Raw genomic sequence first — 25814 nt, forward strand, 5'->3', positions numbered from 1 at the left:
CAAGCCGGCCGGTTCAGTAGGTGTGCAGGGTCAGGCCGTAGCGGCCCAGGATCTCGTTGACGGGCTGGAACCAGGTCTCGCCGCCGCTGGAGCAGTTGCCCCAGCCGCCGGAGGTGACACCCTGGGCCTGGTCGCCGCTGATGAACGAGCCACCGGAGTCACCGCCCTCCGCACAGACGTTGGTCTTGGTCATCTGGTGCACCGCGCCCTGGCTGTAGTTGACGGTCTCGTTCATCGCGAGCACCGTGCCGCAGTGCCAGTGGGTCGTCGAGCCCGAGCGGCAGATCGAGGACCCGACGGGTGCCACGTTGGAGCCGCGCACGAGCTGGTCGGAGACGGTGCCCCAGCCGAGCACCACCGGGACGGTCCACCAGCCGCTGCCCACGTTGACCCAGGCGTAGTCGTTGTCCGGGAAGGACGAGCCCTGGAAGGTGCCGATGTAGCTGCGGTCCCAGCCGTAGACGCTGCCGGTGTGCTGGTCGCAGTGCCCGGCGGTGACGAAGCCGCCGTAGACGGAGAAGCCGATGGAGCAGCGGACGTTGCCGGTGTAGTAGGGGTCGCCGCCGACGGTTCCGGCGGCGAAGGTGCTGGGCGCGGAGGCCACTTCGCGGACGGTGACGGGTCCTGCCGCACGGGCGCGGGCGAGGAAGTCCCGGACATCGTTGTCACCCTGTCGGCCCCGGACGACGTTCACCACGACCTTGCCGGCCTTCGCGTCGACGTGCCAGCTGCTGACGGCGTCGGGCGCGGGGAGTTCGTCGATCCTGGCCTGGGTGGCGGCGAGTGCGCGGGCGCTGTGCGCGACCGTGCGCACGGTGGCACCGGTGGCGCGGATCTTCTGGAGCGTGCCGGTGGAGGTGCCGGGGGTGACGGCGACGGTGAGGGTGCCCCGGTCGGCGTCGAACCAGGAGCCGCCGTACGACGCGCCGGCGGCCCTGCGCGCCACGGGTTCCAGGGCGGTGGCCTTCTTCTCGGCGGCGAGTCGAGCCTCGGCCCCCTGGCGCGTGAGGCCGAAGTCCCGCTGCATCGCGGTGAGCAGCCCGGCCGAGGCGGGTGCCTTCTCCTCGGCGGTGGCGGGGGCGGTCGCGGCGGTGGCGCCGGCGCCGAGCAGAAGCAGCACGGCGAGGCCCGCGCGGAGGATGCGGGTGCGTCTCATGGAGATTGCCCTTCGTTGTACCAACGGGATGGCAGAGTTCTCTGAGAGCGCTCTCAGTGGTGTGGCGGGGCAGAGCCTAACCGCGTCCGCCTGTCAGGTCCATACCAATTTCCGGCCGCGAAATTTTCGTGCACCCGGCACCCCTTTGTCGGGCGGAGACGGCGGGCGATAGTGGGGTGACCCTTTTCCCCGCACGTGAAGGAACGCGATGACGCGGAAGAAAGCCCTGGTGGTACGAGGTGGTTGGGAGGGGCACCAGCCGGTTGCGGCCACGGAGCTCTTCCTGCCCTTCCTCCGCGACCACGCCTACGACGTCCGGGTCGAGGAGTCGACCGACGTGTACGCCGACGCCGACGCGATGGCCGGGACCGATCTCGTCGTGCAGTGCGTGACGATGTCGGAGATCAAGCCCGAGCAGCTCTCGGGGCTGAGCGCGGCGGTGGTGGCGGGGACCGGCTTCACCGGCTGGCACGGGGGCATCGCCGACTCCTTCCGGGCCTCCTCCGACTATCTCCACCTGGTGGGCGGGCAGTTCGCGACCCACCCCGGCAAGGAACCGTGCGAGCGCACGGGCGACGAGTCCGACAACTTCCTCCCGCACACGATCACCGTCACCGACCTCGGCCGTGAGCATCCGGTCACCGCGGGGATCGAGGACTTCGAACTGCGCACCGAGCAGTACTGGGTGCTGCACGACGACCTGATCGACGTCCTCGCCACCACCACCCATCCCGCCCGGCCGTGGCAGCCGTGGCACCGGCCGGTCACCTCCCCCGCGGTCTGGACCCGGCAGTGGGGCGCGGGACGTGTCGTGGTGACGACCCCGGGACACAGCCTCGACGTGCTGGAGAACCCGAACGTCCGTACCGTCATCGAAAGGGGCATGCTGTGGGCGACGCGCACCGCATCGGCGTCGTAGGTCTCGGCGTCATCTCCCGCGCCTACCTGGACACGCTCGTCGGCCGCGCCGCGGTGCGGGTCACCGCGGTCGCCGACCTGGACGCCTCCCGATCGGCCGCCGTGGCCGCCGAACTGCCCGGCGTGCGGGCGCTGTCCGTGGAGGAACTGCTCAGCAGCCCGGATGTGGACACGGTGTTGAACCTCACCGTGCCCGCGGCCCATGCCGAGATCGCCCTGGGTGCTGTCGCCCGCGGCAAGAACGTCTACGGCGAGAAGCCGCTGGCCGCCGAACTCTCCGACGCCCAGGCCGTCCTGGAGGCGGCGGCGAAGGCGGCCGTGCGGGTGGGATGCGCGCCGGACACCGTCCTGGGCACCGGAGTCCAGACGGCACGGGCGGCGGTGGAGGCCGGTGCGATCGGCCGCCCCCTCTTCGCCTCGGCCGTCATGATCACCCCGGGTCATGAACGCTGGCACCCCCAGCCCGACTTCTACTACGCCCCCGGGGGTGGCCCGCTGCTGGACATGGGGCCGTACTACCTGACCTCGCTGGTGCATCTGCTGGGCCCGGTGCGGGCCGTGATCGGGGCGTCGAGCCGGCTGCGCTCCGAGCGGGTCATCGGCTCGGGTCCGCGCGCGGGCGAGCGGATCCCGGTCGAGGTGGACAGCCATGTCTCCGGTGTCCTGGAACACGAGGGCGGGGCCCTGACGACGCTCACGACGAGCTTCGACGGCGTGGGGACCACGGCCGCGCCGATCGAGGTGCACGGCGAGACCGGCACCCTCACCCTTCCGGACCCGAACCACTTCGACGGCGAGGTACGGCTCCTGGAGCTCGGCGGGTCCGACCGGCGCACGCTCCCGCCCTCGGCCGGGTACGTCGGTGGCGCCCGGGGTGTCGGGCTGCTCGACTTCGTCGCCGCCGACGACGGGCGCCCGGCGCGGGCGAGCGGTGAACTCGCCCTGCACGTCCTGGAGACGATGACGGCACTGCTGCGCTCCTCGGTCGAGGGGCACCGGATCGAGCTGTCGACGTCGGTGGAGCGGCCCGCCCCGGTGCCGCTGACACCGGAGGAGCAGTGGCGGTGATCAGTCCACCGGCCAGGTGTGCGCGGGCGCGTTGAGGTGCATGTAGTCCATGTACGTCACCGTCATCCGACGGAGCGCCTCCTGCCGGTCGCAGCCCGCCTTCTCCAGTCGGTGGACGGTCTCCGCCTGCCACAGGGCGCCGTTGCGGCCGGTGACACAGCGCTGCTCGATGACGCCGAGCAGGGGCTCGCGCCACTCGGCGTCCATGCCGGCCAGTTCCAGCCCCTGGTGGGCGAGGGGCAGCAGGCGCCGCAACACCAGTTCCGTGACCGGCACTTCGCCCACCCCGGGCCAGTACAGGCGGGCGTCGATGCCGTCACGGGCCGCGGTGTGCAGGTTCTCCTCGGCGACCGAGAAGGACATCCGCGTCCACACCGGCCGGTCCTCGTCGACGAGGGCGCGGGTCAGGCCGTAGTAGAAGGCACCGTTGGCGATGGTGTCGGCGACCGTGGGCCCGGCGGGCAGGACCCGGTTCTCGATGCGCAGGTGGGGGCCGCTGTCGGTGACGGCGTAGATCGGGCGGTTCCAGCGGTAGATCGTGCCGTTGTGCAGGGTGAGTTCGCCGAGCTCCGGGACTCCGCCGCCGTCGAGGGCCTGCTGCGGGTCCTCCTCGTCGCAGATCGGCAGGAGGGCCGGGAAATAGCGCACGTTCTCCTCGAACAGGTCGAAGACGCTGGTGATCCAGCGCTCCCCGAACCACACCCGGGGCCGTACGCCCTGTGCCTTGATCTCCTGGGGGCGGGTGTCGGTGGCCTGCTCGAACAGGGGGATGCGGGTCTCGCGCCACAGCTCCTTGCCGAACAGGAAGGGTGAGTTGGCCGCGAGGGCGGTCTGGACCCCGGCGACTGCCTGGGCGGCGTTCCAGTAGTCCGCGAACTCCTTGGGGGCGACCTGGAGATGGAACTGGGTGCTGGTGCAGGCGGCCTCGGGGGTGATGGCGTCGGCGTACATGGCGAGGCGCTCCACGCCGTCCACCCTGATCCGCAGGTCCTCGCCGCGGGCCGCGAAGATCTGCTCGTTGAGCAGCCGGTAGCGCGGGTCGCCGGACAGCGCGGTCTCGTCCACGTCCGACTCCCCCAGCGTCGGCAGGATGCCCACCATGATCAGGTGTGCACCGATCGCCGAGGCGCGTTCCTCGGCGTGGTTGAGCGCGTCCCTGATCTCCTGCTCCCAGGAGCCGGGGCCGCCGGACAGGAGCCGGCGGGGCGGGATGTTGATCTCCAGGTTGAAGCGGCCCAGCTCGGTCGACCAGGCGGGGTCGGCGATCGCCCCGAGCACCTCGGTGTTCCGCATGGCGGGGCGGCCGTCCTCGCCCACCAGGTTGAGCTCGATCTCCAGCCCGACCTGCGGCCGCTCGCTCTCGAAACCTGACTCGCTCAGCATCTGGGCGAGGACGTCCAGGCAGGTGTGCATCTTGTCCCGGTACCGTCGGCGGTCCTCCCGCGTGAACACCAGAGCCGGCACATCACGTCCCATAGGGCCCTCCCGAGTCCCCCCGGCGGTTGCCTCTCCGGTCCCAGAGTCCCACCTCGCAAGCTCCTCGCACAGTCAGCGCGGGCCATGGAGGCGGTATGCGACGGATCGGTCACAGTACGTGTCGGACCCGGGACCGTCAGTCGGACCCGGGACCGTCAGAACGTGGCCCCCGGATCACAGCAGCCCTCCCGTCGCAGGTGGCGGGACACCTCGAGCCAGTCCGTTGCAGCGGCAGTGTTGCGCCGGGCGGAGCCGAAGGCGTCCACGAGGTCCGTCTGGTCGAAGAGCACGCCGCCGCGCAGGACCGCCACCGTGCGGATCAGGGTGTCGAAGTCGTCGAAGGGGTCACCGTCCACGAGGGTCAGGTCGGCGAGCTTGCCCTCCTCCAGGGTGCCGAGGTCGGCGTCCGCTCCGAAGACACGGGCGGGCAGCAGGGTGGCGGTGCGCAGCGCCTCGGCCGGTGAGAGCCCGCCGCGGTGCAGCGCCCGCAGCGCGAGGTGCAGGTGCAGCCCGACCGGCACGAGCGGCTGGTCGGTGCCGAGCGCCACGAGACCGCCGTCCGCGAGGATGCGCCGATAGACGGACAGCTCGCGGTCGAGGGTGGCCAGTTGGGCGGGCGTGGGAGGCTGTCCCGCCTGCTGCCGGACCAACGCGGCGTCCCACGGCGGCATCAACGTGGTGACGCGGCGGTCCTCGGCCAGTGCGGGGTCGGCGCCCAGCAGGGGGAACGCCGTGAACGGGGTGGCGATCAGGTGGAAGCCGGCCCGGGTGTAGATCTCCTGGACATCCTGGTGGGCCCGGCCGGTGGCGCTGGTCGCGTGCCCGAACTCCAGTCGCTGTGTCGCCTGTAGATGGGTCGTCAGATCCTGGCCCAACTGCACCCCGGGCGTGCAGAGATGGCTGCCGCTGCGGACACCGAGCCGCTCATGGGCGAACTCCGCGGCCTCCTTCATCACCCAACCCGGTGCGCGGACATACGTCTTCACGAAGTCCCAGTCCAGCGCGGCCGCCCGCCGCAGCGACCGGCGCAGCCCCTCGGGGGTGCGGTGGGCACGGCCCATGCTGTAGGCGACGCGGGCCCCGTCCAGCAGTTCACCAGTGGTCAGCAGCCGCGGCCCGGCGAGCACGCCGGCGGCGACCGCCTCCCGGATCCGGGCCTGCTCGTAGGCGAAGCCGCCCAGCGAGACGGCGGTCGTGACACCGTAGGCGAGTTGGAGCGCGGTCTGGCGGCCGCCGTAGGTGCTCTGCCAGGGGTGGGTGTGCGCGTCCCACAGCCCCGGGAGCACGGTCCGCCCGCTCGCGTCGACCCGTCGCACGGCGGGGCGTCCGCCGCGGTGCGGTGCGACCTCGGCGACCCGGCCGTCCCGGATCAGCACGTCGACGTCCTCGCGGACCTCCGACCCGGTGCCGTCCCAGAACCGGCCCGCGTGCACGACGGTGTCGACGGGGCGCGGACGGCGGTAGTCCAACGGCACCTTGACGGTACGGGCCTTGCCACCGCGTACGTCGATCAGGCGCAGGGCGCCCGCGGAGAGGTAGAGCAGGCTGCGGGCGTCGGCGGACCAACTGGGGTGATCGGCGGGCTCGTCGGTCAGTCGGTACGGCTGCCCGTCGGGGGTGCCGTCCGCGCGGACCGGCAGCAGCCACAGGGCGGACTCGGCGACCACGGCGAGGTGGCGGCCGTCCGGTGACCAGACCGGACCGGAGTCGTAGCGGTCCGAGAGGGAGGTGTGCGGGGCGAGGGCGTGCAGGTCGGCGGTGCCGGTGGTGGTGTCGACGATCCGGATGAGGTTGTAGCCCTCGCGGAAGCGCTGGTTGAGCCGGTTGCGGTCGCACAGGGCGAGGTGGCGGCCGTCGGGGGACCAGCTGGGGCGGCCGGGCAGCCCGCCGGCGCCGAGGGGCGCGACGAGGGTTCTCTCGCTTCCGTCGGGCAGGTCGCGCACGAGGAGGTTGCCGGACATGTCGAGACAGGCGAGCCGCGTTCCGTCGGGCGAGAGGGCCGGGAAGACCCGGCCGCCGGAGGCGAGCACGGTCTCCTCGCCGGAGTCGAGGGCACGGCGCCGGACCGCGAACAGCCCGTCGCGGTCGTCGGCGTACACCAGGCCCGTGCCGTCGGGGGTCCACGTCGGCCCCAGCACATAGCGGGTGGGCGGGACCTGGAGGACCTTCCGCGGTGGCCGCCCGCCCGAAGTCCCCGCGGTCCACAGGGCGTTGAGGGCGGCGAAGGCCACGCTACGGCCGTCCGGCGAGAGCGCGGGCAGGTGGAGCGAGCGCACCGGACGGGTGGCGGCGCCCTCGAAGTCGTACGGCTTGACGCGGTAGCGGGGTCGTCGCACGGGCATCGCCGCCGTGAACGGGATCCGCTCCCCCGCCGCGGGCGCGTCGGGGTCGAGCAGACGGAACTGCCCGTCGACAGCGAGCAGGAGTCGTTCGCCGTCGGACCAGCGGGGCGGGGCGGGCAGTACGTCTCCTTCGACGGTGACGGGTGTGCCGTCCACGACGAGGGTGCAGGAGGCAGTGGGGGCGGGCGTGGTGCGCAGGTACGCCAGCCGGCCGCCCGGTGAGACGGCCGGGGTCATGAGCTGGGTGCCGGAGCCGTCGGTGTGCTCCACGGTGACCGGTCCCGAGCCGTCGGCGGCGACCGAGGCGATGGTGTCGGCGCGCAGGCCGCCCGCCGCGGTGGCGGCTGCGCGCACGAACAGCACGCGCTCGCCGTCGGCGGACCAGGTGGGGTCGAAGTCCTCCCAGGCGCCCGCCGAACCCTGGCCCTGTCGGCCGGTGAGCCGGGTCAGCGCGCCGGTGCGCACGTCCACGACCCAGACGCGGTAGGGACTGCCGGTCACGGTGTCGCCGCCGCGCTCGGAGGCGAACGCGATCCGGGTGCCGTCCGGGGACCAGGCGGGCCCTCGGTCGTCCCAGGGGCCGTGGGTGAGCTGCCGCAGGTCGCTGCCGTCGGGCCGCAGTGTCCAGAGGTGGAAGCCGCCGCCGTGGTAGGCGCAGACGACGAGACGGCTGCCGTCGGGCGAGAACTGCGGGCGGGTGGGTTCCAGTCCGGGCGCGGTGAGCGCGACGGCGGTGCCGCCGGTCCGCGGCAGCGACCAGAGGATGTTCTGGACCTCGGCGACGAGCCGGTCACCGGCCGGGGAGAGGGTCGCGGAACCGCCGGTGGTGGCGGTCAGGGTGAGGCTGACCGGCCGGGCGGGGGCGGCGGCCGAGGCGGGGGTGCCGGCGCCCGATACGGCCGTGGCGGTGGCCGTGACACCGGCCGCCTGGAGGAAGGTGCGGCGGGAGAGCGGGCCGGGGAGGGAAGGACCGGGAGTGCCGTGGGCGTCCAAGGGAGTCTCCAGTGCGCGGGTGAGGTGCCGGTGCCGGACCTGAGGGACTTTCCCCGTGAGGACGGGTCCTGCGCTCGGGCACCGGGTCCAGGAGCGGTTTTGCGCCCCCCGGACACCAACCCCTCAACTCACCGCACGTCACGCACCATGACCGCGACGATCCGCGGAACTTCCCCGACGAGAGGGGTGGCTCGGGCGCGGGTCCAGGTGCCGGAGTGCGGTCTGCCCGGTCAGGTGACTGCGGTCGCTGACGAAGCGGACGGACCCCCCACACGTCTCCGGCAGACGAGGGGTGCGTGAGGTCGATGTGTCCTAGAGTCACCGGATGCGACGATCAACCGGACTGGCGACGGCCGCAGTTGCCGTCCTCGCGTGGGGTGAGTGGCTGAACTGGCGCTGGTCCCGGGTTCTCGTGGGTGACCGAGCGGGCACTTCGACGGCCGTGGTGGTGTTGGGGTACCGCAATCCCGGGCCGAGGGCGAACTTGATCAACCGCTGGCGAGTCCGTGTCGGCCTCCGCTCCGTCACCGCTGACGGTGCACGGGAAACCCGCGTGGTCTTCAGCGGTGGCGAGAACGGCGCCGGGGGCACGGAGGCCCAATTGATGGCCGATTACGCGCGATCGGTGCTCGCGTTCGACGGCACGGTACTCCTCGAGGACCGGTCCACGACGACGTGGGAGAACATCACGAACGTCATCCCGCTGATCGAGGACGTGGACCGCATCAAGATCGTGTCGCAGCCGGCTCACGCGCTCAAGGCCCGCGCGTACCTGCGTCGGCAGCGCCCCGATCTGGCGGCGAAGCTGGTGCGTGCGGAGGACTACCGGGTGGGCGAGTGGATGCTCGTCAAACCGCTGCTGGCTCTGTACGGGCTGTGGACCCTGCGGGTCCTGGAGGCCGACGAGCGGACTGTCTCGTCATAGGCGGGGGTGTCGGCGGGGGCCGTTGGGAGTCCGCCTCGGCGGAGGGGGTGTGCGAGGGCCGCTCAGAGTCAACTCCGTTCGTCGCGTGGATTCCGGCAAGGACAGCGGCCGTAGCTCGGGGCTGCGGCGCACGCCACCCCGCACCGCTAGGGCCTGTCTGACAGTTCCCGTCGTCGCCCGAAGGGCGGCCTCGCGGCGTCAGGTGCGTGCTCTCGGCGTGCCGGGCGCAGGCCCTCGTACTGGACGTACTTGGGTCTGCGCCCGGTGCGGCGAGAGTGCGTGCATGGCGTCGCGAGGCAGACGGGAATTGTCAGACAGGCCCTAGGTCCGGCCGGTCGGACGGTCCCCCGTGCCGTCCGACCGGCCATCGGTCGTACGAGCCGGGACGCTATCGGGCCGCTGCCGACGCGGTCTTGGAAGAATTTGCACTCCTGGTCAGCGCCACCGCCCCTTCGATCCGCCGTGCCGCCACCATCCGCCCGGGCGTGGTTCCGGCGATGGCCCGGAACTCACGGTTGAGATGGGCCTGATCGTAGAAGCCACAGGCAGTGGAGATCTCGGCCAGGCTCGCCGTCCCGCGGCCGAGCAGGGTCACGGCACGGCGGAACCGCAGCACCCGGGCGGACGCCTTCGGCGTGAGCCCGATCTGCTGGGTGAACCGCCGGATCAAGTACCCCTGGCTCCAGCCCACTTCGGCGGCGATCCGGGCGATCGGGATCGCTCCCGCACTGCCGGAGAGCAACTGCCAGGCCTGGTCGACCTCCGGAGTGGGTTCGGGGCCGAGACCGAGCCGGTCGAGGAGCACCGCGTCCAGCAGGTCGAACCTGGCGGCCCAGTCCCGGGTGGCCGCCATCCGTTCCACCAACTCCCCTGCCCCGGGACCCAGGACGTCCCGGATCTCGACGGCCAGGTTCGTCAACTCGCTCATCGGCATGCCGAACAGCCGGTACGCGCCGAGCGGGGTGAACTCGACCCGGATCGCCTCCTGACCGCCGGGGTGGGTACAGATCGCGGGCCGGTCCTCCAGCCCCACCACCAGCGATCCGATGGACCCGCTGCCCCCGTCCCGCATGCCGAGCCTGCGCAGCTGCGTGAACGGTTCCGCGAGACTGATCAGCAGGGTCGCGCACCCGGTCGGCACCAGCCTCGCCTCGTACGGCGTGGGCACGGCCTCCCAGTAGCCGACGTAACTGCGCAAGTGCGGCCGCAGTCCGGGATGCCAGGGCCGCGTGACCCGCCACAGGCCACCGAGCCGCGCGATCTCGACTGCTCCCGTCCCGGCCGTGGTGTCGCGTGCACCGAGAACCACCAAGAGGCTCCCCTCACCCCCGAGGGACCGCTCCGCGCCACCGGCCCGCCGAACGGACCGGGCCCTCGCCGCCGTCCGGCAGGGCGGCGGATCGTCCGCCTGGCCCCAGTATCCCCACCGGCACGGTCGACTCAACGGCACCGAAGTGAAGTCGACATGCAGATCGGCGCGAATTCGTTGACGTGGAAGCGAAGCGGACAGGCTGGGCCAGACCGCCGTGCAAGACACCTGCGTACCCGAACCGCCGCAGCCCCGCCTCCGCTCCAAGCCCCCCGTCACCGCTCAACGCTCAACCGAACACCCTTGCCCACAACCGAGCGCCCACCTACCCTGATTTTGTGCCGCAAATAAACAAAGCCCGGTCGCACAACGCCGTGCGGGGCCGTCGCAGCGACCTAGGCCGGCTCCGCATCGCCCTCACCGTCTTCTTCGCCCTCGATGGGTTCATCTTCGCCGGATGGGTCGTCCGCATCCCCGCGATCAAGGAACAGACGGGTGCCTCCGCCAGCGCCCTCGGCCTCGCCCTCCTCGGCGTGTCGGCCGGAGCGGTGATCACCATGATGCTGACCGGCCGCCTGTGCGGACGCTACGGCACCCACCGCGTCACCGTCGCCTGCGCCGTCCTGCTCTCCCTCAGCGTCGCGTTGCCGCCACTGACCCACTCCGCGGTGGCACTCGGCACCGTCCTGCTGCTGTTCGGCGCGGCCTACGGCAGCCTAAACGTGGCGTTCAACAGCGCCGCCGTCGATCTCGTGACTGCCCTGCGCCGGCCGATCATGCCCAGCTTCCACGCCGCCTTCAGTCTCGGGGGCATGATCGGCGCCGGTCTCGGCGGACTGGTCGCCGGCAGTCTCTCCCCCGTCCGGCACCTGCTCGGGCTCAGCGTGATCGGGCTGCTCGTCACCGCCGTCGCGGGCCGGACCCTGCTGCGCGTCCAGCCACCGAGCGCTCCGGAGGACACCAGCCACCCGCCCTCCGCACCCCGCCGCCCGGACCCCCGTACCCGCGGTCTCGTCATCACCTTCGGCCTGATCGCCCTGTGCACGGCCTACGGCGAGGGCGCCCTGGCCGACTGGAGCGCGCTGCACCTGGAGCACGACCTCGACGCCGCACCGGGTGTCGCCGCGGCCGGCTACTCCTGCTTCGCGCTCGCCATGACCATCGGCCGCCTGACCGGCACGAAGCTGCTCGAACGCCTCGGCCAGACCCGCACGCTGGCGGGCGGCGGCACCACCGCCGCACTCGGCATGCTGCTCGGCGCCCTCGCCCCCTCCGTCTGGGCCGCACTCCTCGGCTTCATGATCACCGGGCTCGGCCTCGCCAACCTTTTCCCCGTCGCCGTCGAGCGTGCGGGCCGGCTGGCCGGACCGGACGGGGTCGCGATCGCCTCCACCCTCGGCTACGGCGGCATGCTCCTCGGCCCGCCCGCGATCGGTTTCATGGCCGACTGGCTCTCCCTGCCCGCCGCCCTCACCAGCGTTGCGGTCCTCGCCGCGACGGCCGCGGCCATCGCCCTGCTGACCCGCCGGGCGGCGGGCTGAACACGGCGTGTCGGGGGTTGGCGGGGACAAGGCGTGTCGGGGGTTGGCGGAGCCTGGGCGATCACCCACTTACTCACTGTCCGGACGCACCCCTGACCAGCGGCTCCCTGCCGACTCATGGCAACCGCACCCCCTCACTCCCGCATACCGATCATGTCGACTTGCCGCCAAATTCGAACACGCGATCTAATTCGACCATGGCGAACCACAGGGTCGACTACCTCACCGGCACCCAGGAGCAGATCCTGCGCTGCATCCGCGAGTCGATCGCCGAGCGCGGCGAAGCCCCCACCGTTCGGGAGATCGGCGCGTGGGTCGGACTGCGCAGCCGTTCCTCCGTGCACTACCACCTGGGCCGGATCGAGGCGCTCGGATACATCGCCCGTGAGCCGCACAGACCGCGCGGGATCAGACTCACATGACCCCCGCGCCCGATCCGCAGCGCTTCCACCTCAAGGTGTCCTCCAGCGGCCGCCCGGTGATGCACGCTGGTGGTCCCGGGAGGCCACGGCCCGCGACAAGTTCCGGGACTGGATCGGCGCGTACGGCGGGATGCCGGCCGCACACCTCCTGCTGGTCGAGCGGACCGGGGACGGCGAGCGGCTGGTGGAGAGCCGGCCCGTGGACGCCCCGCCCGGGCACCGGGCCGAAGCCGGGCGCTCCGGGTCCGGGGAGAGCGGGAGCCCTACCGGCGCGCCCCGTCGGGACCGTCGGCCACCGACGGGTGGACGTACCGGCCCTCGTCGAACGGCGTGAACCACTCCTCGAACGCCACGAGTTCGACCCCGAGGGGATTGCCGAGCGCCTCCTCGTCCTCGGCGTCCATCGAGCAGTCGTAGAGCCACTCGTGATCCATGTCCTCGAAGACGAGCCCGGCGAAGGCGTCGAGCGCCGCCGAGACGTCGTCGTCGAGAAGGCCGTAGACCTCCAGGGTCGCCGTCGCCTCGCGCAGGAGGAACCGCAGGGCGAGCTCCTCGGCCACACAGCCGGGCCGCCGGAAGCTTCCGTCGGTGAAGCGGGTGGTCAGGGCGATCACGGTCACCAGGAAGCGGCGGGCGAACAGGGCGTCGTAGCGCAGGGCGTACCGGTCGGGCAGCCGCTCCAGGTGCCACAGGGGCCCCTCGCATTCGGCGACGCTGCTGTCCTCCTGCGTCAGGACCTGCACGTCCTCGAACAGCTCGGCGACCAGGACGTCGGTCGCGAGGACGAGCGCGCCGGCGACGAGCGCGGCACCCTCCGGCGAGACGGAGAAGCCCCCGGCCTCACCCTCCCGCCCCTCCGCGCCGTCGAGCACGCCGAAGACGGCAGGAGGGAACGAACGCAGCTGATCCGCCAGTTCCAACATCCGGTTCCGAACGGACTTGGCCCGTACGTCCGCGTCGTACTCCTCGCCGACGCGCTCACCGGCCGGGGGCTGTGTGTGCCGGGCCTTGCGGGCGGCCGGGTCGTCGGGCGGGGCGTCGGGACCGTCGGCGGCGTCGAGGCTCTCCTTGGCGAGATCCTGGTGGAGTTCGACCTCGCAGCGCTCGATCCGCCAGTCCGCGAGCAGTTCGGAACGTTCCAGCAGTTCGTCCACCAGGACCTGCACCGCGTCCTCGGCGAACTCCAGCGCCGGAGCGTCCACGAAGACCTTCAGCAGGGCGCCGTCCGGGTGGACGGCCACGATGCTGTCGAGGAGCTCGGCTTCCGCACCGTCGGCGCCCTCCAGGGACTTGACGGACTGGAATCCGTCCTCGAGGAGCGCCACGGCGCCCGCTCGCTGGAGGGGGTCCATCTCCGGAGTGCCTTCCGGGATGCGGGTGTCCACAGTCACTACGTACGTCACACACCGAGCTTCGCAGGAAGGAACCGTTCTGCGCGGAAGAACGGCTGGTCCGCGCGGTCTGTTCGCGATCAGTTACCCGTTGCATCACTCCGCGTGAGCCACCGCCTCCCCCCGCAGCTGGACGGCGGCCGCCAGACTCAGCTTCGGCTCCGCCTTCCGCAGCGCACGCACCGCCGCCACCGAGGTGATGTCACCCGTGAAGCCGACGTCGGCCAGCCGGGAGCGGACCCAGCGGGCGCGCAAGTCCGTCCCGGTGGCGGCCGCGGTGGACTCGACGAGGGCGGCGGCGCGTTCCAGCCCGGGGCGCTCCTCGGGCGTGGCCTCGGCCAGCGCCTGCCGCAGGGCCGCTCGGACGACGTCGGCGTCCCGGAGCAGCAGCACGAAGTTGTGTTTCTTGTTCAGTCCCGTGATTCCTGGCATGCGGATCATCGTGACGGTCATGTCCCGCCCCCGCCAAGCGACTTGAGGAGCTTCAGAGGCTCACCCCGGGACCCGCTGCACCGTCAGGACGGTTTCGTATTGAACAACCGCGGAGTAATCTGAACGTGTACGAAACCGTTTCGTTTGGATGAGGTGGGCATGGTCGGCAGCGACAGGGACGGCACCGGCACCGCCCGCGTCCCCGGCAGCCGCCGCAGCAAGCTGACGCGGGCGCGGCAGGCGGAGCTGTACACGGCCGTCCTCGACCTGCTGCGGGAGGTCGGCTACGACGGTCTCACCATGGAGGCCGTCGCCGCCCGCACCCGGTGCAGCAAGGCCACTCTCTACCGTCAGTGGACGGGAAAGCCGCAGCTGGTCGCCGAGGCGCTGCGCCACGAGAAGCCGGTCGCCCTGGCCGGTATCGACACCGGCTCGCTGCGCGGCGACTTCCTGGCGGTGGTGGACCGGTTGAGCAAGCGGCGGATGGAGCGGGACACCGCACTGCTGCGCGGGCTCGTCCAGGTCTCCCCCGCCCACCCCGACCTGCTCGAGGCGCTGCGCGAGCTGTTCGTGTTCCCCGAACTGACCGCTCTCGCCGAGATGTTGGGACATGCCGTCGAGCGGGGTGAGGTCTCCCCGGACACCCCGGCCCTGCGCTTCGTCCCGCACACGCTCGTCGGCCTGCTGCTCGCCCACCAGCTGGCGGAGGCCGAGCCGGCCGACCCCGCCTTCGTCCGGGACTACGTCGACGCGGTTGTTCTGCCCGCCCTGGACATCTGAGCGCCTCCCCAGGCGGCCGACGAGGCGGGCAGGCGCCCCCGGCCTCGGGCCGACCGCCCGCCCCGCCCCGGGGCCTCAGCCCAGCTTCTTCAGCAGTTCGACAGCGAGCGGCGCGGAGGACGCCGGGTTCTGCCCGGTCACCAGGTTGCCGTCGACGATCACGTGCGGAGCCCACGGCTCGGCCGCGTCGACCAGCACACCCGCCTCGGTGAGCCGGTCCTGGAGCAGCCACTTGGCCTTGTCGGCGAGGCCCGCCTGGGTCTCCTCGGCGTTGGTGAACGCGGCCACCCGGCGCCCGGCGAACGCGTTGGAGCCGTCGGCGCCGGTCGCGGCGAGCAGCGCGGCGGGAGCGTGGCAGACGACACCGAGGGGCTTGCCGCTCTCCAGGGCGGCGGTGAGCAGCCGGCCGGAGTCCGCGTCGACCGCCAGGTCCTCCATCGGCCCGTGGCCGCCGGGGTAGAACACGGCCGCGTAGTCGTCGAGCCGGACGTCCTCCAGGCGCAGGGGCCGCTGGAGTTCGGCGGCCGAGGCGAGCACCCCGGCGATCCGGTCGGCGTTCTCCTGCCCGCCGTTGACCTCGGCGGCGAGGCTGCCCTTGTCCACGGTCGGTACGACTCCGCCGGGGGTGGCCACCACGATCTCGTGGCCGGCGGCCTTGAAGGCCTCGTACGGGGCGACGGCCTCCTCGGCCCAGAAGCCGGTGGGGTGCTGCGAACCGTCGGCCAGCGTCCAGTGGTCGGCGCCGGTCATCACAAAAAGGATCTTCGACATGGTGAAACCGTAGCCCCGCCCCGCCTGGGCGGGCCAATAGGCTGGCGCATATGAGGGATAGGAACACCAATGGCTCCGGAGAGCCCGTGCGGGGCGTCGGCGCACCGCTGGACCTGAATCTGCTGCGGACGTTCCTGACGGTCCACCGCACCGGCTCCTTCACCGCCGCCGCCCGACTTCTCGGCCTCTCGCAGCCCACGGTCACCACTCAGATCCGCAGTCTGGAAAGACAGTTGGGCCACGAGTTGTTCGAGCGCCAGGCGCGGGGCGTGACCCCGGCACCGCACGCGGACGAGCTCGCCGCCCGGCTCGTGCGGCCCCTGGACGAGCTGGCCGCGGTCGCCGGGCCGGCCGACGGCACGGACGACACCCCGGCCGAGCCGGTGCACCTGGCCGGCCCCGCCGAGCTGCTGTCCCGCTGCGTGCTGCCGGGGCTGGCTCCGCTGGTGGACGCGGGGGTACGGCTGCGCATCACGCCGGGTCTGACCGAACCGCTCCTGGAGGATCTGCGCGCGGGCCGGCACGACCTGGTGATCGCCACCTACCGGCCCCGCGGCCGCGCCCTCACGGCCCTGCCCCTGACCGACGAGGAGTTCGTCCTGGTCACGTCCCCCACCCAGGCGGACCGGCTCACCGCCACGCGGACGGAACGGCTCGCCTCCCCCGCCCGAGCGGAGCGACCCGGCACCACCGCCCGCCTCCAGGCCGCCCTGCACGCCGTCCCCCTCGTCGCCTACGCCGAGGACCTGCCCATCGTGCGCCGGTACTGGCGGCACGTGTTCGGAGGGCGCCTGGTGCGGCAGCCCGAGGTGACCATGCCCGACCTGAACGCGGTGAAGGCCGCCGTCGTCGGCGGCACCGGATTCACCGTGCTGCCCCGCTACCTGTGCGCCGCCGAACTGGCGTCGGGATCACTGGTCCTGCTGCACGATCCCGAGGACCCGCCCATCAACACCAGCTTCCTGGTGCAGCGTCCCGGCACCTCCGGCAACCCGCACGTGGCCGTGGTCCGCGACCACCTGCTGGCGGCGGCCCGCGACTGGTAGTCCCGCCGGGCGCCGCCGTGGGGCACACTCCCCCCATGGAGACAGCCGAGTTCATCCGGATCCTGGAGCGGGAAGGCCGGTCGCTGGCGTCCGCCGCAGAGCAGGCGGGCACCGACGCCAAGGTGCCGACCTGCCCGGAGTGGCAGGTACGGGATCTGCTCCGGCACACGGGGGTGGTGCATCGCTGGGCGACCGCGTTCGTGGCCGAGGGACACACCGCGTTCCGCCCCATGGCCGAAGAACCCGCCCTGGACGGTGAGGAATTGCTGACCTGGTTCCGCACCGGCCACCGCCGTCTGGTCGACACGCTCGACTCGGCGGCACCCGACGTGGAGTGCTGGCACTTCCTGCCGGCCCCCTCACCGCTGGCGTTCTGGGCCCGGCGCCAGGCGCACGAGACGGCCGTGCACCGCTTCGACGCGGAGGCGGCCCACGGCGGCACCTCCGGCGGACTCGGGCAGGACTTCGCGGCCGACGGCATCGACGAGTTGCTGCGCGGGTTCCACGCCCGCACCAAGAGCGGGGCCCGCAGCGCCGAGCCCCGGGTCCTGCGGGTGCGGGCGAACGACACCGACGGCGCGGTGTGGACCGTACGACTGACCGAGGAGCCGCCCGCGGCGGAGCGCGGCGAGCAGGGGCCCGCCGACTGCGAGGTGTCCGGGCCGGCGGCGGACCTGTATCTGGCGATGTGGAACCGGCTGCCGTTCCCCCGCGTGACCGGGGACGCCTCGGTCGCCGAGTTCTGGCGGCAGCGGTCCGCCGTGGACTGACAGGGCCGCCGGGGCCAGGAGGGCCGCCGTGGACCAAGTCGGCCGCCGGGGACAGGAAGGCCGCCGGGGACTAGGAGGGCTCCAGCATCCTGGTGAGGACCGCGCGCTGCACCGGAAGGACGTCGCCATGCAGCGCGCGTCCCTTCGGGGTGAGCGACACCCGGACGCCCCGGCGGTCCTCCGCGCACATCCCGCGTTCGACGAGGCCGTCCTTCTCCAGGCGGGCGATCAGCCGGGACAGGGCGCTCTGGCTCAGGTGGACGCGCTCGGAGATCTCCTGGACCCGGTAGGCGCAGTCGCCGTCGGCCAGTACGTCCAGCACCTCGAAGTCACTCGCGCACAGGCCGTGGCCGTGCAGCGCGCGGTCCAGTTCGCACTGCGTGCGCGCGTGCAGGGCCAGGATGTCCCGCCACTGCTCCGCCAGCTCCCGCCCGGGCTTCTTCGCCACCATGCGCGGCACCGTAGCAGAGAACGCAGATTATTGCATCGGAATTAAATGCGTTTGCATTCGATGCATACGCATGTAGTGTCCTCGGCATGACCTCTCCGCTCACCACCCCCGCGGACCCTTCCTCAGCGGTCCGCTGGACACCCAGGCTCTGGGGCACCCTGCTGGTGCTGTGCGCCGCCATGTTCCTGGACGCGCTGGACGTGTCGATGGTCGGCGTCGCCCTGCCCTCCATCGGCGCCGACCTGGACCTCTCCACCTCGACGCTGCAATGGATCGTCAGCGGCTACATCCTCGGTTACGGCGGTCTCCTGCTCCTGGGCGGCCGGGCCGCCGACCTGCTGGGGCGCCGTCAGGTCTTCCTGGTGGCCCTCGGCGTCTTCGCGGTCGCCTCGCTGCTCGGCGGCCTCGTCGACTCGGGACCGCTGCTGATCGCCAGCCGCTTCATCAAGGGCCTGAGCGCCGCCTTCACCGCGCCCGCGGGCCTGTCCATCATCACCACGACGTTCCCCGAGGGCCCGCTGCGCAATCGCGCGCTCTCCATCTACACCACCTGCGCCGCCACCGGCTTCTCCATGGGCCTGGTGCTCTCCGGCCTGCTCACCGAGGCCAGTTGGCGGCTGACCATGCTGCTGCCCGCCCCGATCGCGCTCCTCGCCCTGGTCGCCGGCCTGAAGCTGCTGCCGCGCAGCGCCCGGGAGAAGGACCACAACGGCTACGACGTCCCCGGCGCCGTACTCGGCACCGCCTCGATGCTGCTGCTGGTCTTCACCGTCGTCCAGGCCCCGGAGTCCGGCTGGGCCTCCGCCCGCACGCTGCTGTCCTTCCTCGCCGTGGCCGTCCTGCTCACCGTGTTCGTCCGGGTCGAGCGGCGCTCGCCGGGCCCGCTGATCCGCCTCGGGGTGCTGCGCTCCGGCACCCAGCTCCGGGCCCAGCTCGGCGCCATGGCCTTCTTCGGCTCGTACGTCGGCTTCCAGTTCCTGGTGACCCTGTACATGCAGTCACTGCTCGGTTGGTCGGCGCTGCACACCGCGCTGGCCTTCCTGCCCGCCGGCGCGCTGGTGGCGGTGTCCTCCACGAAGGTCGGCTCGATCGTCGACCGGTTCGGCACCCACCGGCTGATCCCGGCCGGCTTCGCACTGATGGTCGTCGGGTACGCGCTGTTCCTGGGCGTCGACCTCAGCCCCGTGTACGCCGCCGCGATCCTGCCGTCGATGCTGCTCATCGGCGCCGCCTGCGCGCTGGTCTTCCCCTCGCTGAACATCCAGGCCACCAACGGCGTCGAGGACCACGAGCAGGGCATGGTCTCCGGGCTGCTCAACACCTCGGTCCAGGTGGGCGGTGCGATCTTCCTGGCCGTCGTGACCGCCGTGGTGACCGCGGGCGCCCCCGAGCACGCCACCCCGCAGGCCGTCCTCGACAGCTACCGCCCCGGACTGATCGTGGTCACGGCCGTAGCCGCGGCCGGACTGCTGATCACCCTCACGGGAGTCCGCACCGCGCGCCGGCCGCAGCCGTCGGTCGTGGTCGCCAAGTCCACTGCGCGGGAGGCGGAGCGCGTCGCCGTACGCGACTAGCGCGACTAGCGCGACTAGGGGGACTAGGGGGACGCCTCCGACACCGTGCGCCCGGCGGAGCATGCTTGCTCGGCCGGGCGCACGGCTGTGAGACTTCGGGGATGGAGACGTACGGGGGACGCAGGAGCCAGGCCGAGCGGGATGCCATCACCGTGGAGATCGGATACGCCCTGTGCAGCGCGCTGTTCGCGGCCGCGGTGCTGTTCGGGGCGGTGGCCGGACCTGCGCTGCTGTTCGAACTTCCGCGCTCCGTCGAGCTGTTGCTGCTCCGCGCGGGACTCGTCCTCGCTCCCCTGCTCTTCTTTGCGCGGGTCGTGAGCGTGCTGGTGCGGTTCCGGCGGGAGGGCGCTCAGCCCAGCCAGCCCGGCCGCACCAGTCCCGACTCGTAGGCCAGCACCACCAGTTGGGCCCGGTCGCGTGCGCCGAGCTTGACCATCGTGCGGCTCACGTGGGTCTTGGCGGTCAGGGGGCTGACGACCAGGCGCCGGGCGATCTCGTCGTTGGACAGGCCGATACCGACCAGCGCCATCACCTCCCGTTCCCGCTCGGTGAGTTCGGCGAGGGCCCCGTCGGCCGCGGGCTCCTTGGAGCGGGCCGCGAACTCGGCGATCAGACGGCGGGTCACCCCCGGGGAGAGCAGCGCGTCCCCGCCGACCACCGCCCTCACGGCACGCAGGAGTTCCTCCGGTTCGGTGTCCTTGACGAGGAAGCCGGAGGCTCCGGAGCGGATCGCCTCGAAGACGTACTCGTCCAGTTCGAAGGTGGTGAGCACGACCACCTTCACCTCGCCGAGAGCGGTGTCCTCCGTGACGCGCCGGGTCGCGGCGAGGCCGTCGAGCAGCGGCATCCGGATGTCCATCAGGACGATGTCGGGCCGCAGTTCACGCACCTTGCGGACCGCCTCCTCGCCGTCGGAGGCCTCCCCGGCCACCTCGATGTCCGGCTGGGCGTCGAGCAGCGCCCGGAAGCCCGCCCGCACGAGTGACTGGTCGTCGGCGAGCAGTACGCGGATCACCGGTCGTCCTCCTTGGCCTTCACCTTGAGCGGCAGTACGGCGAGCACCCGGAACCCTCCGTCGGGACGCGGGCCCGCCTCGATGGTGCCACCGAGCGCCGCGGCCCGCTCCCGCATTCCGGCCAGGCCGTTGCCGCTGCCGCCCGCGTCGGCGCCGGTCGCGGGTCCGTCGTCGTCGATACGGAGCCGTAGGGCGTCCTTGTCGTGATCGAGCCGCACGCGGGCGTGCCGCGATCCCGAGTGCCGTACGACGTTGGTGAGCGCCTCCTGGACGATGCGGAAGGCGGCCAGGTCGGCGCCGGGCGGCAGGGGCGGTGCCGTTCCCGTCACTTCGACGGTGAGGCCGGCGGCCGCGGCCTGGGAGGTCAGCTCGGGGAGGCGGTCGAGCCCCGGGGCGGGGGCGCGGGGCGCGTCGCCCGGGGCGCGCAGGGTGTCGAGGACCTGGCGGACCTCGCCGAGCGCCTCCTTGCTGGCGGCCTTGATGGTGGTGAGCGCGGTGCGGGCCTGTTCGGGGTCGGAGTCGAGGAGGGCGAGGCCGACGCCCGCCTGGACGTTGATCACGGAGATGCTGTGCGCGAGGACGTCGTGGAGTTCGCGGGCGATCCGCAGCCGTTCCTCGTCGGCCCGGCGCCGGGCGGCCCGGGTGCGTTCGGCGCGTTCCCGGGCCCACTGTTCGCGCCGGGTGCGGGCCAGCTCCGACACGGCGACGATCGCGACCACCCAGGCCGCGACCACGCCCTCCTGTCCCCAGGGCGCGGCGGAGTCGTGGTCCGGCGGCAGCCACCGGTACAGCCAGTGGGCGACCAGGACGTGCCCGGCCCAGAGCATTCCGAGCGCGCTCCAGGCGGCCTTGCGGTGTCCGGCCACGACGGCGCCGAAGCAGGCGAGGGCGACGGGGAGGAAGACGGGCCCGTAGGGATACCCGGCGCCCAGGTACAGCACGGCGGCGACCGCGGTCCCGAACACGACGAGGACCGGGTGCCGGTGCCGCCACAGCAGCAGCCCCGAGCCGATCACCAGGAGCGCCCGCGCGAACGGATCGAGTGCCTGTGCCCCGGCCTGCTGGTGGGCCGCGAAGTTCGACCCCACGAGCACGAAGAGGGTCAGCAGCAGGGTGGACACCCACGGCCACCGGCTCTGCCGCCGCTCACCCCCGAACCGTTGCCACCACGGCGAACGATCCCCCCGCATGCCCCGCACACCGTCCATGACAGCCACGCTAGGGCCCCGTACCGGTCCGGGCGTCCTCTGAGCGGGGTGATCACCCGTACTCCTGGCGAAGTACGGGAGCCGCAGGTACCCGCGTCGTAGGACGGTGGGACCCACGCGAGCCGCAGGCCCGTGCGACGCGCCCGAAAGCCCTACCGCAGCCCCACGCCCCACCCCAGCTGCCGTACCGCATGGCGGAAGAACGGAGCGCGGTCCTCCACGACCCGGTTGAACTGGCCGAAGAGCTCGAAGCCGACCAGGCCGTAGAGCTGGGACCAGGCCGCCACCAGGGCCGTGACCGCCTCGGGCGGGAGGTCGGGAGCGAGGTCGGCGGCGACGCGGTCGGCCTCGGGGCGGAGTTCCTCGGGCAGCGGGGGAAGAGGGCGCAGGCCGCCCGGGGTGTGGTGGGCGTCGCGCACCACACCGATCAGGAGGAGGCCGACCCGGGCGGCGGGCGGGACCGTCGTCTGCGGCGCGGTGTAGCCGGGGACGGGGGAGCCGTAGATCAGCGCGTACTCGTGCGGATGGTCGAGGGACCAGCCGCGGACCGCCTCGCACACCGCGACCCACCGGTCCAGCGGTTCCCCTCCCGCTGCCGCCTCATGGGCCCGTTCCGCGCTCTCCCCCAGCGAGTCGTACGCGTCGATGATCAGCGCGGTGAGCAGTTCGTCGCGGCTCGGGAAGTAGCGGTACAGCGCGGAGGAGACCATCCCCAGCTCGCGCGCCACGGCCCGCAGCGAGAGCTTGGCCGCCCCCTCGGCCGCGAGCTGGCGGCGCGCCTCGTCCTTGATGGCTGCGGTGACTTCGATCCGGGCGCGGGCCCGGGCGCCCTGTGTGGTGCTCATGGGCTTCAGTCTCGCACAGACAGAGAGCGGTGCACACAATCGAGAGCACTGCTCTTGCTTTGCCATGCCGATCCATGCAGACTGATGCCAACGAAAACGAGAGCACTGCTCTCTCAAACAATGGGGGATCCTCATGTCCACGCACGTCCAGAAGCCCGGCTGGTTCACGGTCAACGTCTTCAACCGCATGGTGGCCTGGCTCACCCGCCGAGGCCTCAGCGTCTGGGGGTCCCGTGTCCTGGCGGTCCGCGGCCGCAAGAGCGGCGAGTGGCGGACCACCCCGGTGAACCTGCTGACGGTGGAGGGCCGGCAGTACCTGGTGGCGCCGCGCGGCCATGTCCAGTGGACGCACAACATGCGCGCGGCCGGCGGCGGCGAACTGCACCTCGGCAAGCATGTGGAGGTCTTCACCGCGACCGAGGTGAGCGACGACGACAAGGTCCCGCTCCTGCGTGCCTACCTCAAGCGCTGGAAGGCCGAGGTCGGCGTCTTCTTCAAGGGGGTCGGCCCCGACTCCCCCGACGCCGAACTGCGCCGCATCGCGCCCGACCACCCCGTGTTCCGCATCACGGTCAAGAACTGACCTCCCCGCCCTCGGGGGCCACCGCGGGACGCGGGTCCAGCGCCGCCAGCGCCCGCTGGGCCATCGGCCGTCCCCGGACCAGCTCACCCAGCGAGGTCGCGCCCTGGGTGATCTCCTTGAACGCGTTCCACGCGGGCCGGAAACCCGTCAGCGCCGCGTGGAAGAGGCCGGGGCGGCGCTCGAACGCGGTCAGCATCCGCTTGCCGACGCTCATCTCGACGCCGAGCCCCGCCTTGATGGCGAACGCGTAGTTCAGCGCCTGGCGCCGGGCGTCGACCGCGTCATGGGCCTCCGCGATCCGTACCGCCCACTCCCCCGCGAGCCGGCCGGAGCGCAGCGCGAAGGAGATGCCCTCACGGGTCCACGGCTCCAGCAGCCCCGCCGCGTCGCCGCACACCAGCACCCGCCCGCGCGAGAGCGGCGAGTCGTCGGCACGGCAGCGGGTCAAGTGGCCCGAGGAGATGCTCGGTTCGAACCCCGCGAGGCCGAGCCGCGCGACGAAGTCCTCCAGGTACCGCTTGGTGGCCGCGCCTTCACCGCGCGCCGAGATCACGCCGACCGTCAGGGTGTCCCCCTTCGGGAAGACCCAGCCGTAACTGCCGGGCATCGGGCCCCAGTCGATGAGAACCCGCCCCTTCCAGTCCTCGGCGACGGTCTCCGGCACCGGAATCTCCGACTCCAGACCGAGGTCGACCTGGTCGAGCTTGACCCCGACATGCGCTCCTATCCGGCTGGCGCTGCCGTCGGCCCCGACGACCGCCCGAGCGAGGACGGTCTCGCCGCCCTGGAGCACCACCGCGACCGTGCGCCGGTCGGGCACCGCCGAGCCGTGCTGCTCGACGCGCTGCACGGTGACGCCGGTGCGCAACTCGGCGCCCGCCTTCTGCGCGTGCTCGACGAGCTGCTGGTCGAACTCGGGCCGGTTGATCAGCCCGAACAGCATCTGCTTGGAGCGGCGGGTGCGGGTGAACCGGCCGTTGTTCGAGAAGGTGACCGCGTGCACCTTGTCCCGGAAGGGCAGCTCGAAGCCGGGCGGCAACGCGTCCCGCGAGGGGCCGATGATGCCGCCGCCGCACGTCTTGTACCGCGGCAGCTCGGCCTTCTCCAGCAACAGCACCCGCCGTCCCGTGACCGCTGCCGCGTAGGCGGCCGAGGCCCCCGCGGGTCCCGCGCCCACCACGACGACGTCCCACACCCGCTGCGCCTCGTCCCGGGCGCCGTCCGCCGGGGAGCCGCCCGCCGAGGGGCCGGCCGCCGAAGAGCCGTCCGTCGAAGGATCGCCCGCCGAAGAGTTCTCGCTGCTCACGATGGTCTACTGCTCCTGATCAAGCCGCTGCCGCACCTGTCTCCCGCATCCTACGGCGGGCCCGCCCACAACCCACTGTGGGAGGATCTACGGCACTCACAGGTACAACGTCGCACCCACAAGGAGCGTGCCCATGTCGTCGAATCCGGTCGCCGAGACCGTCGCCTCGCTGATGCCGAGGGCGCGGGCGGAGCTCACCGAACTGGTGGCGTTCAGGTCGGTGGCGGACTTCGAGCAGTTCCCGAGGAGCGAGAGCGAGGCCGCCGCGAACTGGGTCGCGGACGCGCTCACCGCCGAGGGTTTCCAGGACGTGGCCCTGCTCGACACCCCGGACGGCACCCAGTCGGTCTACGGCTACCTGCCGGGCCCCGAGGGCGCGAAGACCGTCCTGCTCTACGCCCACTACGACGTGCAGCCCCCGCTGGACGAGGCGGGCTGGCAGACCCCGCCCTTCGAGCTCACCGAGCGGGAGGACGGCCGCTGGTACGGGCGCGGGGCCGCCGACTGCAAGGGCGGGCTGATCATGCACCTGCTCGCGCTGCGCGCCCTCAAGGCCGACGGCGGGATCCCGGTGCACGTCAAGTTCATCGCCGAGGGCTCGGAGGAGCAGGGCACGGGCGGCCTGGAGCGGTACGCGGAGGCGCACCCCGGGCTCCTTGACGCGAACGCCGTCGTCATCGGCGACGCGGGCAACTTCCGCACCGGTCTGCCGACGGTGACCGCGACCCTGCGCGGCATGACCATGATGCGGGTCCGGATCGACACCCTGGAGGGCAACCTCCACTCGGGCCAGTTCGGCGGTGCCGCCCCGGACGCGCTGGCGGCGCTGATCCGGGTCCTGGACTCGCTGCGCGCGAAGGACGGTTCGACCACGATCGACGGGCTCACCCCGGACGCGTCCTGGGAGGGCCTCGCGTACGACGAGGAGCAGTTCCGCAAGGACGCGAAGGTCCTGGACGGCGTCGAGCTGATCGGCGACGGCACGGTCGCCGACCGCATCTGGGCCCGCCCGGCGGTCACGGTCCTCGGCATCGACTGCCCGCCGGTGGTCGGCGCCACCCCGTCCGTGCAGGCGAGCGCCCGCGCCCTGGTCAGCCTGCGGGTGCCGCCGGGCATCGACGCGGCCGAGGCGAACAAGCTGCTCCGGGCCCACATCGAGGCGCACACGCCGTGGGGCGCCCGCGTGAGCATCGAACAGGTCGGCCAGGGCCAGCCGTTCAGCGCGGACACCACCAGTCCGGCCTACGCGGCGATGGCCGACGCGATGGCGGTGGCCTACCCGGGCCAGGAGATGCAGTACGCCGGCCAGGGCGGCTCGATCCCCCTGTGCAACACCCTCGCGGCGCTCTACCCGCACGCGGAGATCCTCCTCATCGGCCTCAGCGAGCCGGCGGCCCAGATCCACGCCGTGAACGAAAGCGTCTCCCCGCAGGAGCTGGAGCGCCTGTCGATCGCGGAGGCCCTGTTCCTGCGCAACTACGCGGCAAGCTGA

The 25814-nt window shown here is 72.3% G+C and carries 24 protein-coding genes; 12 read left to right on the top strand and 12 right to left on the bottom strand.

Annotated elements, in window-relative coordinates; genetic code table 11:
- Positions 1 to 13 precede the first annotated feature (13 nt).
- A complete protein-coding gene (locus IF54_RS0123270; protein ID WP_030321768.1) occupies positions 14 to 1156 on the bottom strand; it encodes a S1 family peptidase in 1143 nt (380 codons plus the stop codon).
- A 208-nt stretch (positions 1157 to 1364) separates the two neighbouring features.
- Between IF54_RS0123270 and IF54_RS0123275 the strand changes: the two genes are divergently transcribed.
- Together IF54_RS0123275 and IF54_RS0123280 are read left to right on the top strand one after the other, a co-directional pair.
- Positions 1365 to 2075 carry a ThuA domain-containing protein gene (locus tag IF54_RS0123275; protein ID WP_030321770.1) on the top strand — a complete coding sequence of 237 codons (711 nt, stop codon included), beginning with the start codon at positions 1365 to 1367 and terminating at the stop codon, positions 2073 to 2075.
- On the top strand, positions 2045 to 3142 hold the full coding sequence (locus IF54_RS0123280) for a Gfo/Idh/MocA family protein (RefSeq protein ID WP_030321771.1): 1098 nt from the start codon (positions 2045 to 2047) through the stop codon (positions 3140 to 3142). Before IF54_RS0123275 ends, IF54_RS0123280 begins: the two co-directional genes overlap by 31 nt.
- On the opposite strand, the gene IF54_RS0123285 is transcribed toward IF54_RS0123280, so the two are convergent.
- Positions 3143 to 4618 (bottom strand): glutamate-cysteine ligase family protein, encoded by a 1476-nt coding sequence (locus IF54_RS0123285; RefSeq protein ID WP_030321773.1) that lies wholly within the window; start codon positions 4616 to 4618, stop codon positions 3143 to 3145.
- Between the two features lie 155 nt (positions 4619 to 4773).
- A complete protein-coding gene (locus IF54_RS0123290) occupies positions 4774 to 7953 on the bottom strand; it encodes an amidohydrolase family protein (protein ID WP_030321775.1) in 3180 nt (1059 codons plus the stop codon).
- 325 nt (positions 7954 to 8278) lie between these two features.
- Here IF54_RS0123290 and IF54_RS0123295 point away from each other — a divergent pair, with 325 nt between their 5' ends.
- On the top strand, positions 8279 to 8878 hold the full coding sequence (locus tag IF54_RS0123295) for a YdcF family protein (RefSeq protein WP_030321776.1): 600 nt from the start codon (positions 8279 to 8281) through the stop codon (positions 8876 to 8878).
- A 388-nt stretch (positions 8879 to 9266) separates the two neighbouring features.
- Here the strand turns inward: IF54_RS0123295 and IF54_RS0123300 are convergent, their stop codons facing one another.
- Positions 9267 to 10187, bottom strand: a complete 921-nt coding sequence (locus tag IF54_RS0123300; protein ID WP_030321778.1) for a helix-turn-helix domain-containing protein — start codon at positions 10185 to 10187, stop codon at positions 9267 to 9269.
- Positions 10188 to 10561: 374 nt separating this feature from the next.
- Here IF54_RS0123300 and IF54_RS0123305 point away from each other — a divergent pair, with 374 nt between their 5' ends.
- Positions 10562 to 11728, top strand: coding sequence for an MFS transporter (locus IF54_RS0123305; RefSeq protein WP_030321779.1), 1167 nt, complete (start codon positions 10562 to 10564; stop codon positions 11726 to 11728).
- A gap of 197 nt (positions 11729 to 11925) precedes the next feature.
- On the top strand, positions 11926 to 12150 hold the full coding sequence (locus IF54_RS0123310) for a LexA family protein (protein WP_030321780.1): 225 nt from the start codon (positions 11926 to 11928) through the stop codon (positions 12148 to 12150).
- A gap of 263 nt (positions 12151 to 12413) precedes the next feature.
- Here IF54_RS0123310 and IF54_RS0123315 read toward each other — a convergent pair whose 3' ends face one another.
- Together IF54_RS0123315 and IF54_RS0123320 are read right to left on the bottom strand one after the other, a co-directional pair.
- Positions 12414 to 13553: a hypothetical protein gene (locus tag IF54_RS0123315; protein ID WP_030321781.1), complete on the bottom strand. Its 1140-nt coding sequence runs from the start codon at positions 13551 to 13553 to the stop codon at positions 12414 to 12416.
- Between the two features lie 84 nt (positions 13554 to 13637).
- Positions 13638 to 13973 (bottom strand): hypothetical protein, encoded by a 336-nt coding sequence (locus tag IF54_RS0123320; RefSeq protein ID WP_030321782.1) that lies wholly within the window; start codon positions 13971 to 13973, stop codon positions 13638 to 13640.
- A gap of 159 nt (positions 13974 to 14132) precedes the next feature.
- On the opposite strand from IF54_RS0123320, the gene IF54_RS0123325 reads away from it, so the two are divergent.
- Positions 14133 to 14753 carry a TetR/AcrR family transcriptional regulator gene (locus IF54_RS0123325; RefSeq protein ID WP_051735503.1) on the top strand — a complete coding sequence of 207 codons (621 nt, stop codon included), beginning with the start codon at positions 14133 to 14135 and terminating at the stop codon, positions 14751 to 14753.
- 75 nt (positions 14754 to 14828) lie between these two features.
- On the opposite strand, the gene IF54_RS0123330 is transcribed toward IF54_RS0123325, so the two are convergent.
- Positions 14829 to 15524, bottom strand: a complete 696-nt coding sequence (locus IF54_RS0123330) for a type 1 glutamine amidotransferase domain-containing protein (protein ID WP_030321786.1) — start codon at positions 15522 to 15524, stop codon at positions 14829 to 14831.
- Positions 15525 to 15574: 50 nt separating this feature from the next.
- Here IF54_RS0123330 and IF54_RS0123335 point away from each other — a divergent pair, with 50 nt between their 5' ends.
- Together IF54_RS0123335 and IF54_RS0123340 are read left to right on the top strand one after the other, a co-directional pair.
- Entirely contained in the window at positions 15575 to 16570 is a 996-nt protein-coding gene (locus IF54_RS0123335) for a LysR family transcriptional regulator (protein ID WP_030321788.1), read from the top strand.
- A 35-nt stretch (positions 16571 to 16605) separates the two neighbouring features.
- Positions 16606 to 17340, top strand: coding sequence for a maleylpyruvate isomerase family mycothiol-dependent enzyme (locus tag IF54_RS0123340; RefSeq protein ID WP_030321791.1), 735 nt, complete (start codon positions 16606 to 16608; stop codon positions 17338 to 17340).
- Between the two features lie 70 nt (positions 17341 to 17410).
- Here the strand turns inward: IF54_RS0123340 and IF54_RS0123345 are convergent, their stop codons facing one another.
- A complete protein-coding gene (locus tag IF54_RS0123345; RefSeq protein ID WP_030321793.1) occupies positions 17411 to 17791 on the bottom strand; it encodes a MarR family winged helix-turn-helix transcriptional regulator in 381 nt (126 codons plus the stop codon).
- Between the two features lie 86 nt (positions 17792 to 17877).
- Here IF54_RS0123345 and IF54_RS0123350 point away from each other — a divergent pair, with 86 nt between their 5' ends.
- A complete protein-coding gene (locus IF54_RS0123350; RefSeq protein ID WP_030321795.1) occupies positions 17878 to 19365 on the top strand; it encodes an MFS transporter in 1488 nt (495 codons plus the stop codon).
- Positions 19366 to 19466: 101 nt separating this feature from the next.
- Positions 19467 to 19754: a DUF6332 family protein gene (locus IF54_RS0123355; RefSeq protein ID WP_030321797.1), complete on the top strand. Its 288-nt coding sequence runs from the start codon at positions 19467 to 19469 to the stop codon at positions 19752 to 19754.
- Here IF54_RS0123355 and IF54_RS0123360 read toward each other — a convergent pair.
- The 3 genes from IF54_RS0123360 to IF54_RS0123370 all read right to left on the bottom strand — a co-directional run bounded on the left by IF54_RS0123360 (position 19715) and on the right by IF54_RS0123370 (position 22433).
- Positions 19715 to 20380: a response regulator gene (locus IF54_RS0123360; protein WP_030321799.1), complete on the bottom strand. Its 666-nt coding sequence runs from the start codon at positions 20378 to 20380 to the stop codon at positions 19715 to 19717. The two genes, IF54_RS0123355 and IF54_RS0123360, sit on opposite strands and share 40 nt — an antisense overlap.
- Positions 20377 to 21588 carry a sensor histidine kinase gene (locus IF54_RS0123365; RefSeq protein WP_030321800.1) on the bottom strand — a complete coding sequence of 404 codons (1212 nt, stop codon included), beginning with the start codon at positions 21586 to 21588 and terminating at the stop codon, positions 20377 to 20379. Before IF54_RS0123365 ends, IF54_RS0123360 begins: the two co-directional genes overlap by 4 nt.
- Positions 21589 to 21740: 152 nt before the next feature.
- Positions 21741 to 22433 carry a TetR/AcrR family transcriptional regulator gene (locus tag IF54_RS0123370; RefSeq protein WP_030321801.1) on the bottom strand — a complete coding sequence of 231 codons (693 nt, stop codon included), beginning with the start codon at positions 22431 to 22433 and terminating at the stop codon, positions 21741 to 21743.
- Positions 22434 to 22566: 133 nt separating this feature from the next.
- Between IF54_RS0123370 and IF54_RS0123375 the strand changes: the two genes are divergently transcribed.
- Positions 22567 to 23016: a nitroreductase family deazaflavin-dependent oxidoreductase gene (locus IF54_RS0123375; protein WP_030321802.1), complete on the top strand. Its 450-nt coding sequence runs from the start codon at positions 22567 to 22569 to the stop codon at positions 23014 to 23016.
- On the opposite strand, the gene IF54_RS0123380 is transcribed toward IF54_RS0123375, so the two are convergent.
- Positions 23006 to 24211: a geranylgeranyl reductase family protein gene (locus tag IF54_RS0123380; RefSeq protein WP_051735509.1), complete on the bottom strand. Its 1206-nt coding sequence runs from the start codon at positions 24209 to 24211 to the stop codon at positions 23006 to 23008. The two genes, IF54_RS0123375 and IF54_RS0123380, sit on opposite strands and share 11 nt — an antisense overlap.
- Before the next feature lie 244 nt (positions 24212 to 24455).
- On the opposite strand from IF54_RS0123380, the gene IF54_RS0123385 reads away from it, so the two are divergent.
- Positions 24456 to 25814, top strand: coding sequence for a dipeptidase (locus IF54_RS0123385; RefSeq protein WP_030321805.1), 1359 nt, complete (start codon positions 24456 to 24458; stop codon positions 25812 to 25814).

Origin of the sequence: Streptomyces sp. NRRL B-3229, from assembly GCF_000719505.1 — a bacterium.
In the GTDB taxonomy this organism is placed as follows: domain Bacteria; phylum Actinomycetota; class Actinomycetes; order Streptomycetales; family Streptomycetaceae; genus Streptomyces; species Streptomyces griseorubiginosus.

Bases quoted from the DNA above. Each gene is read 5' to 3' on its own strand.
- IF54_RS0123375 (WP_030321802.1), top strand. From the start codon at position 22,567: ATGTCCACGCACGTCCAGAAGCCCGGCTGGTTCACGGTCAACGTCTTC.
- IF54_RS0123350 (WP_030321795.1), top strand. From the start codon at position 17,878: ATGACCTCTCCGCTCACCACCCCCGCGGACCCTTCCTCAGCGGTCCGC.
- IF54_RS0123340 (WP_030321791.1), top strand. From the start codon at position 16,606: ATGGAGACAGCCGAGTTCATCCGGATCCTGGAGCGGGAAGGCCGGTCG.
- IF54_RS0123370 (WP_030321801.1), bottom strand. From the start codon at position 22,433: ATGAGCACCACACAGGGCGCCCGGGCCCGCGCCCGGATCGAAGTCACC.
- IF54_RS0123270 (WP_030321768.1), bottom strand. From the start codon at position 1,156: ATGAGACGCACCCGCATCCTCCGCGCGGGCCTCGCCGTGCTGCTTCTG.
- IF54_RS0123325 (WP_051735503.1), top strand. From the start codon at position 14,133: ATGGTCGGCAGCGACAGGGACGGCACCGGCACCGCCCGCGTCCCCGGC.
- IF54_RS0123365 (WP_030321800.1), bottom strand. From the start codon at position 21,588: ATGGACGGTGTGCGGGGCATGCGGGGGGATCGTTCGCCGTGGTGGCAA.
- IF54_RS0123310 (WP_030321780.1), top strand. From the start codon at position 11,926: ATGGCGAACCACAGGGTCGACTACCTCACCGGCACCCAGGAGCAGATC.
- IF54_RS0123345 (WP_030321793.1), bottom strand. From the start codon at position 17,791: ATGGTGGCGAAGAAGCCCGGGCGGGAGCTGGCGGAGCAGTGGCGGGAC.
- IF54_RS0123275 (WP_030321770.1), top strand. From the start codon at position 1,365: ATGACGCGGAAGAAAGCCCTGGTGGTACGAGGTGGTTGGGAGGGGCAC.
- IF54_RS0123285 (WP_030321773.1), bottom strand. From the start codon at position 4,618: ATGGGACGTGATGTGCCGGCTCTGGTGTTCACGCGGGAGGACCGCCGA.
- IF54_RS0123355 (WP_030321797.1), top strand. From the start codon at position 19,467: ATGGAGACGTACGGGGGACGCAGGAGCCAGGCCGAGCGGGATGCCATC.
- IF54_RS0123335 (WP_030321788.1), top strand. From the start codon at position 15,575: ATGAGGGATAGGAACACCAATGGCTCCGGAGAGCCCGTGCGGGGCGTC.
- IF54_RS0123320 (WP_030321782.1), bottom strand. From the start codon at position 13,973: ATGCCAGGAATCACGGGACTGAACAAGAAACACAACTTCGTGCTGCTG.
- IF54_RS0123385 (WP_030321805.1), top strand. From the start codon at position 24,456: ATGTCGTCGAATCCGGTCGCCGAGACCGTCGCCTCGCTGATGCCGAGG.
- IF54_RS0123295 (WP_030321776.1), top strand. From the start codon at position 8,279: ATGCGACGATCAACCGGACTGGCGACGGCCGCAGTTGCCGTCCTCGCG.
- IF54_RS0123330 (WP_030321786.1), bottom strand. From the start codon at position 15,524: ATGTCGAAGATCCTTTTTGTGATGACCGGCGCCGACCACTGGACGCTG.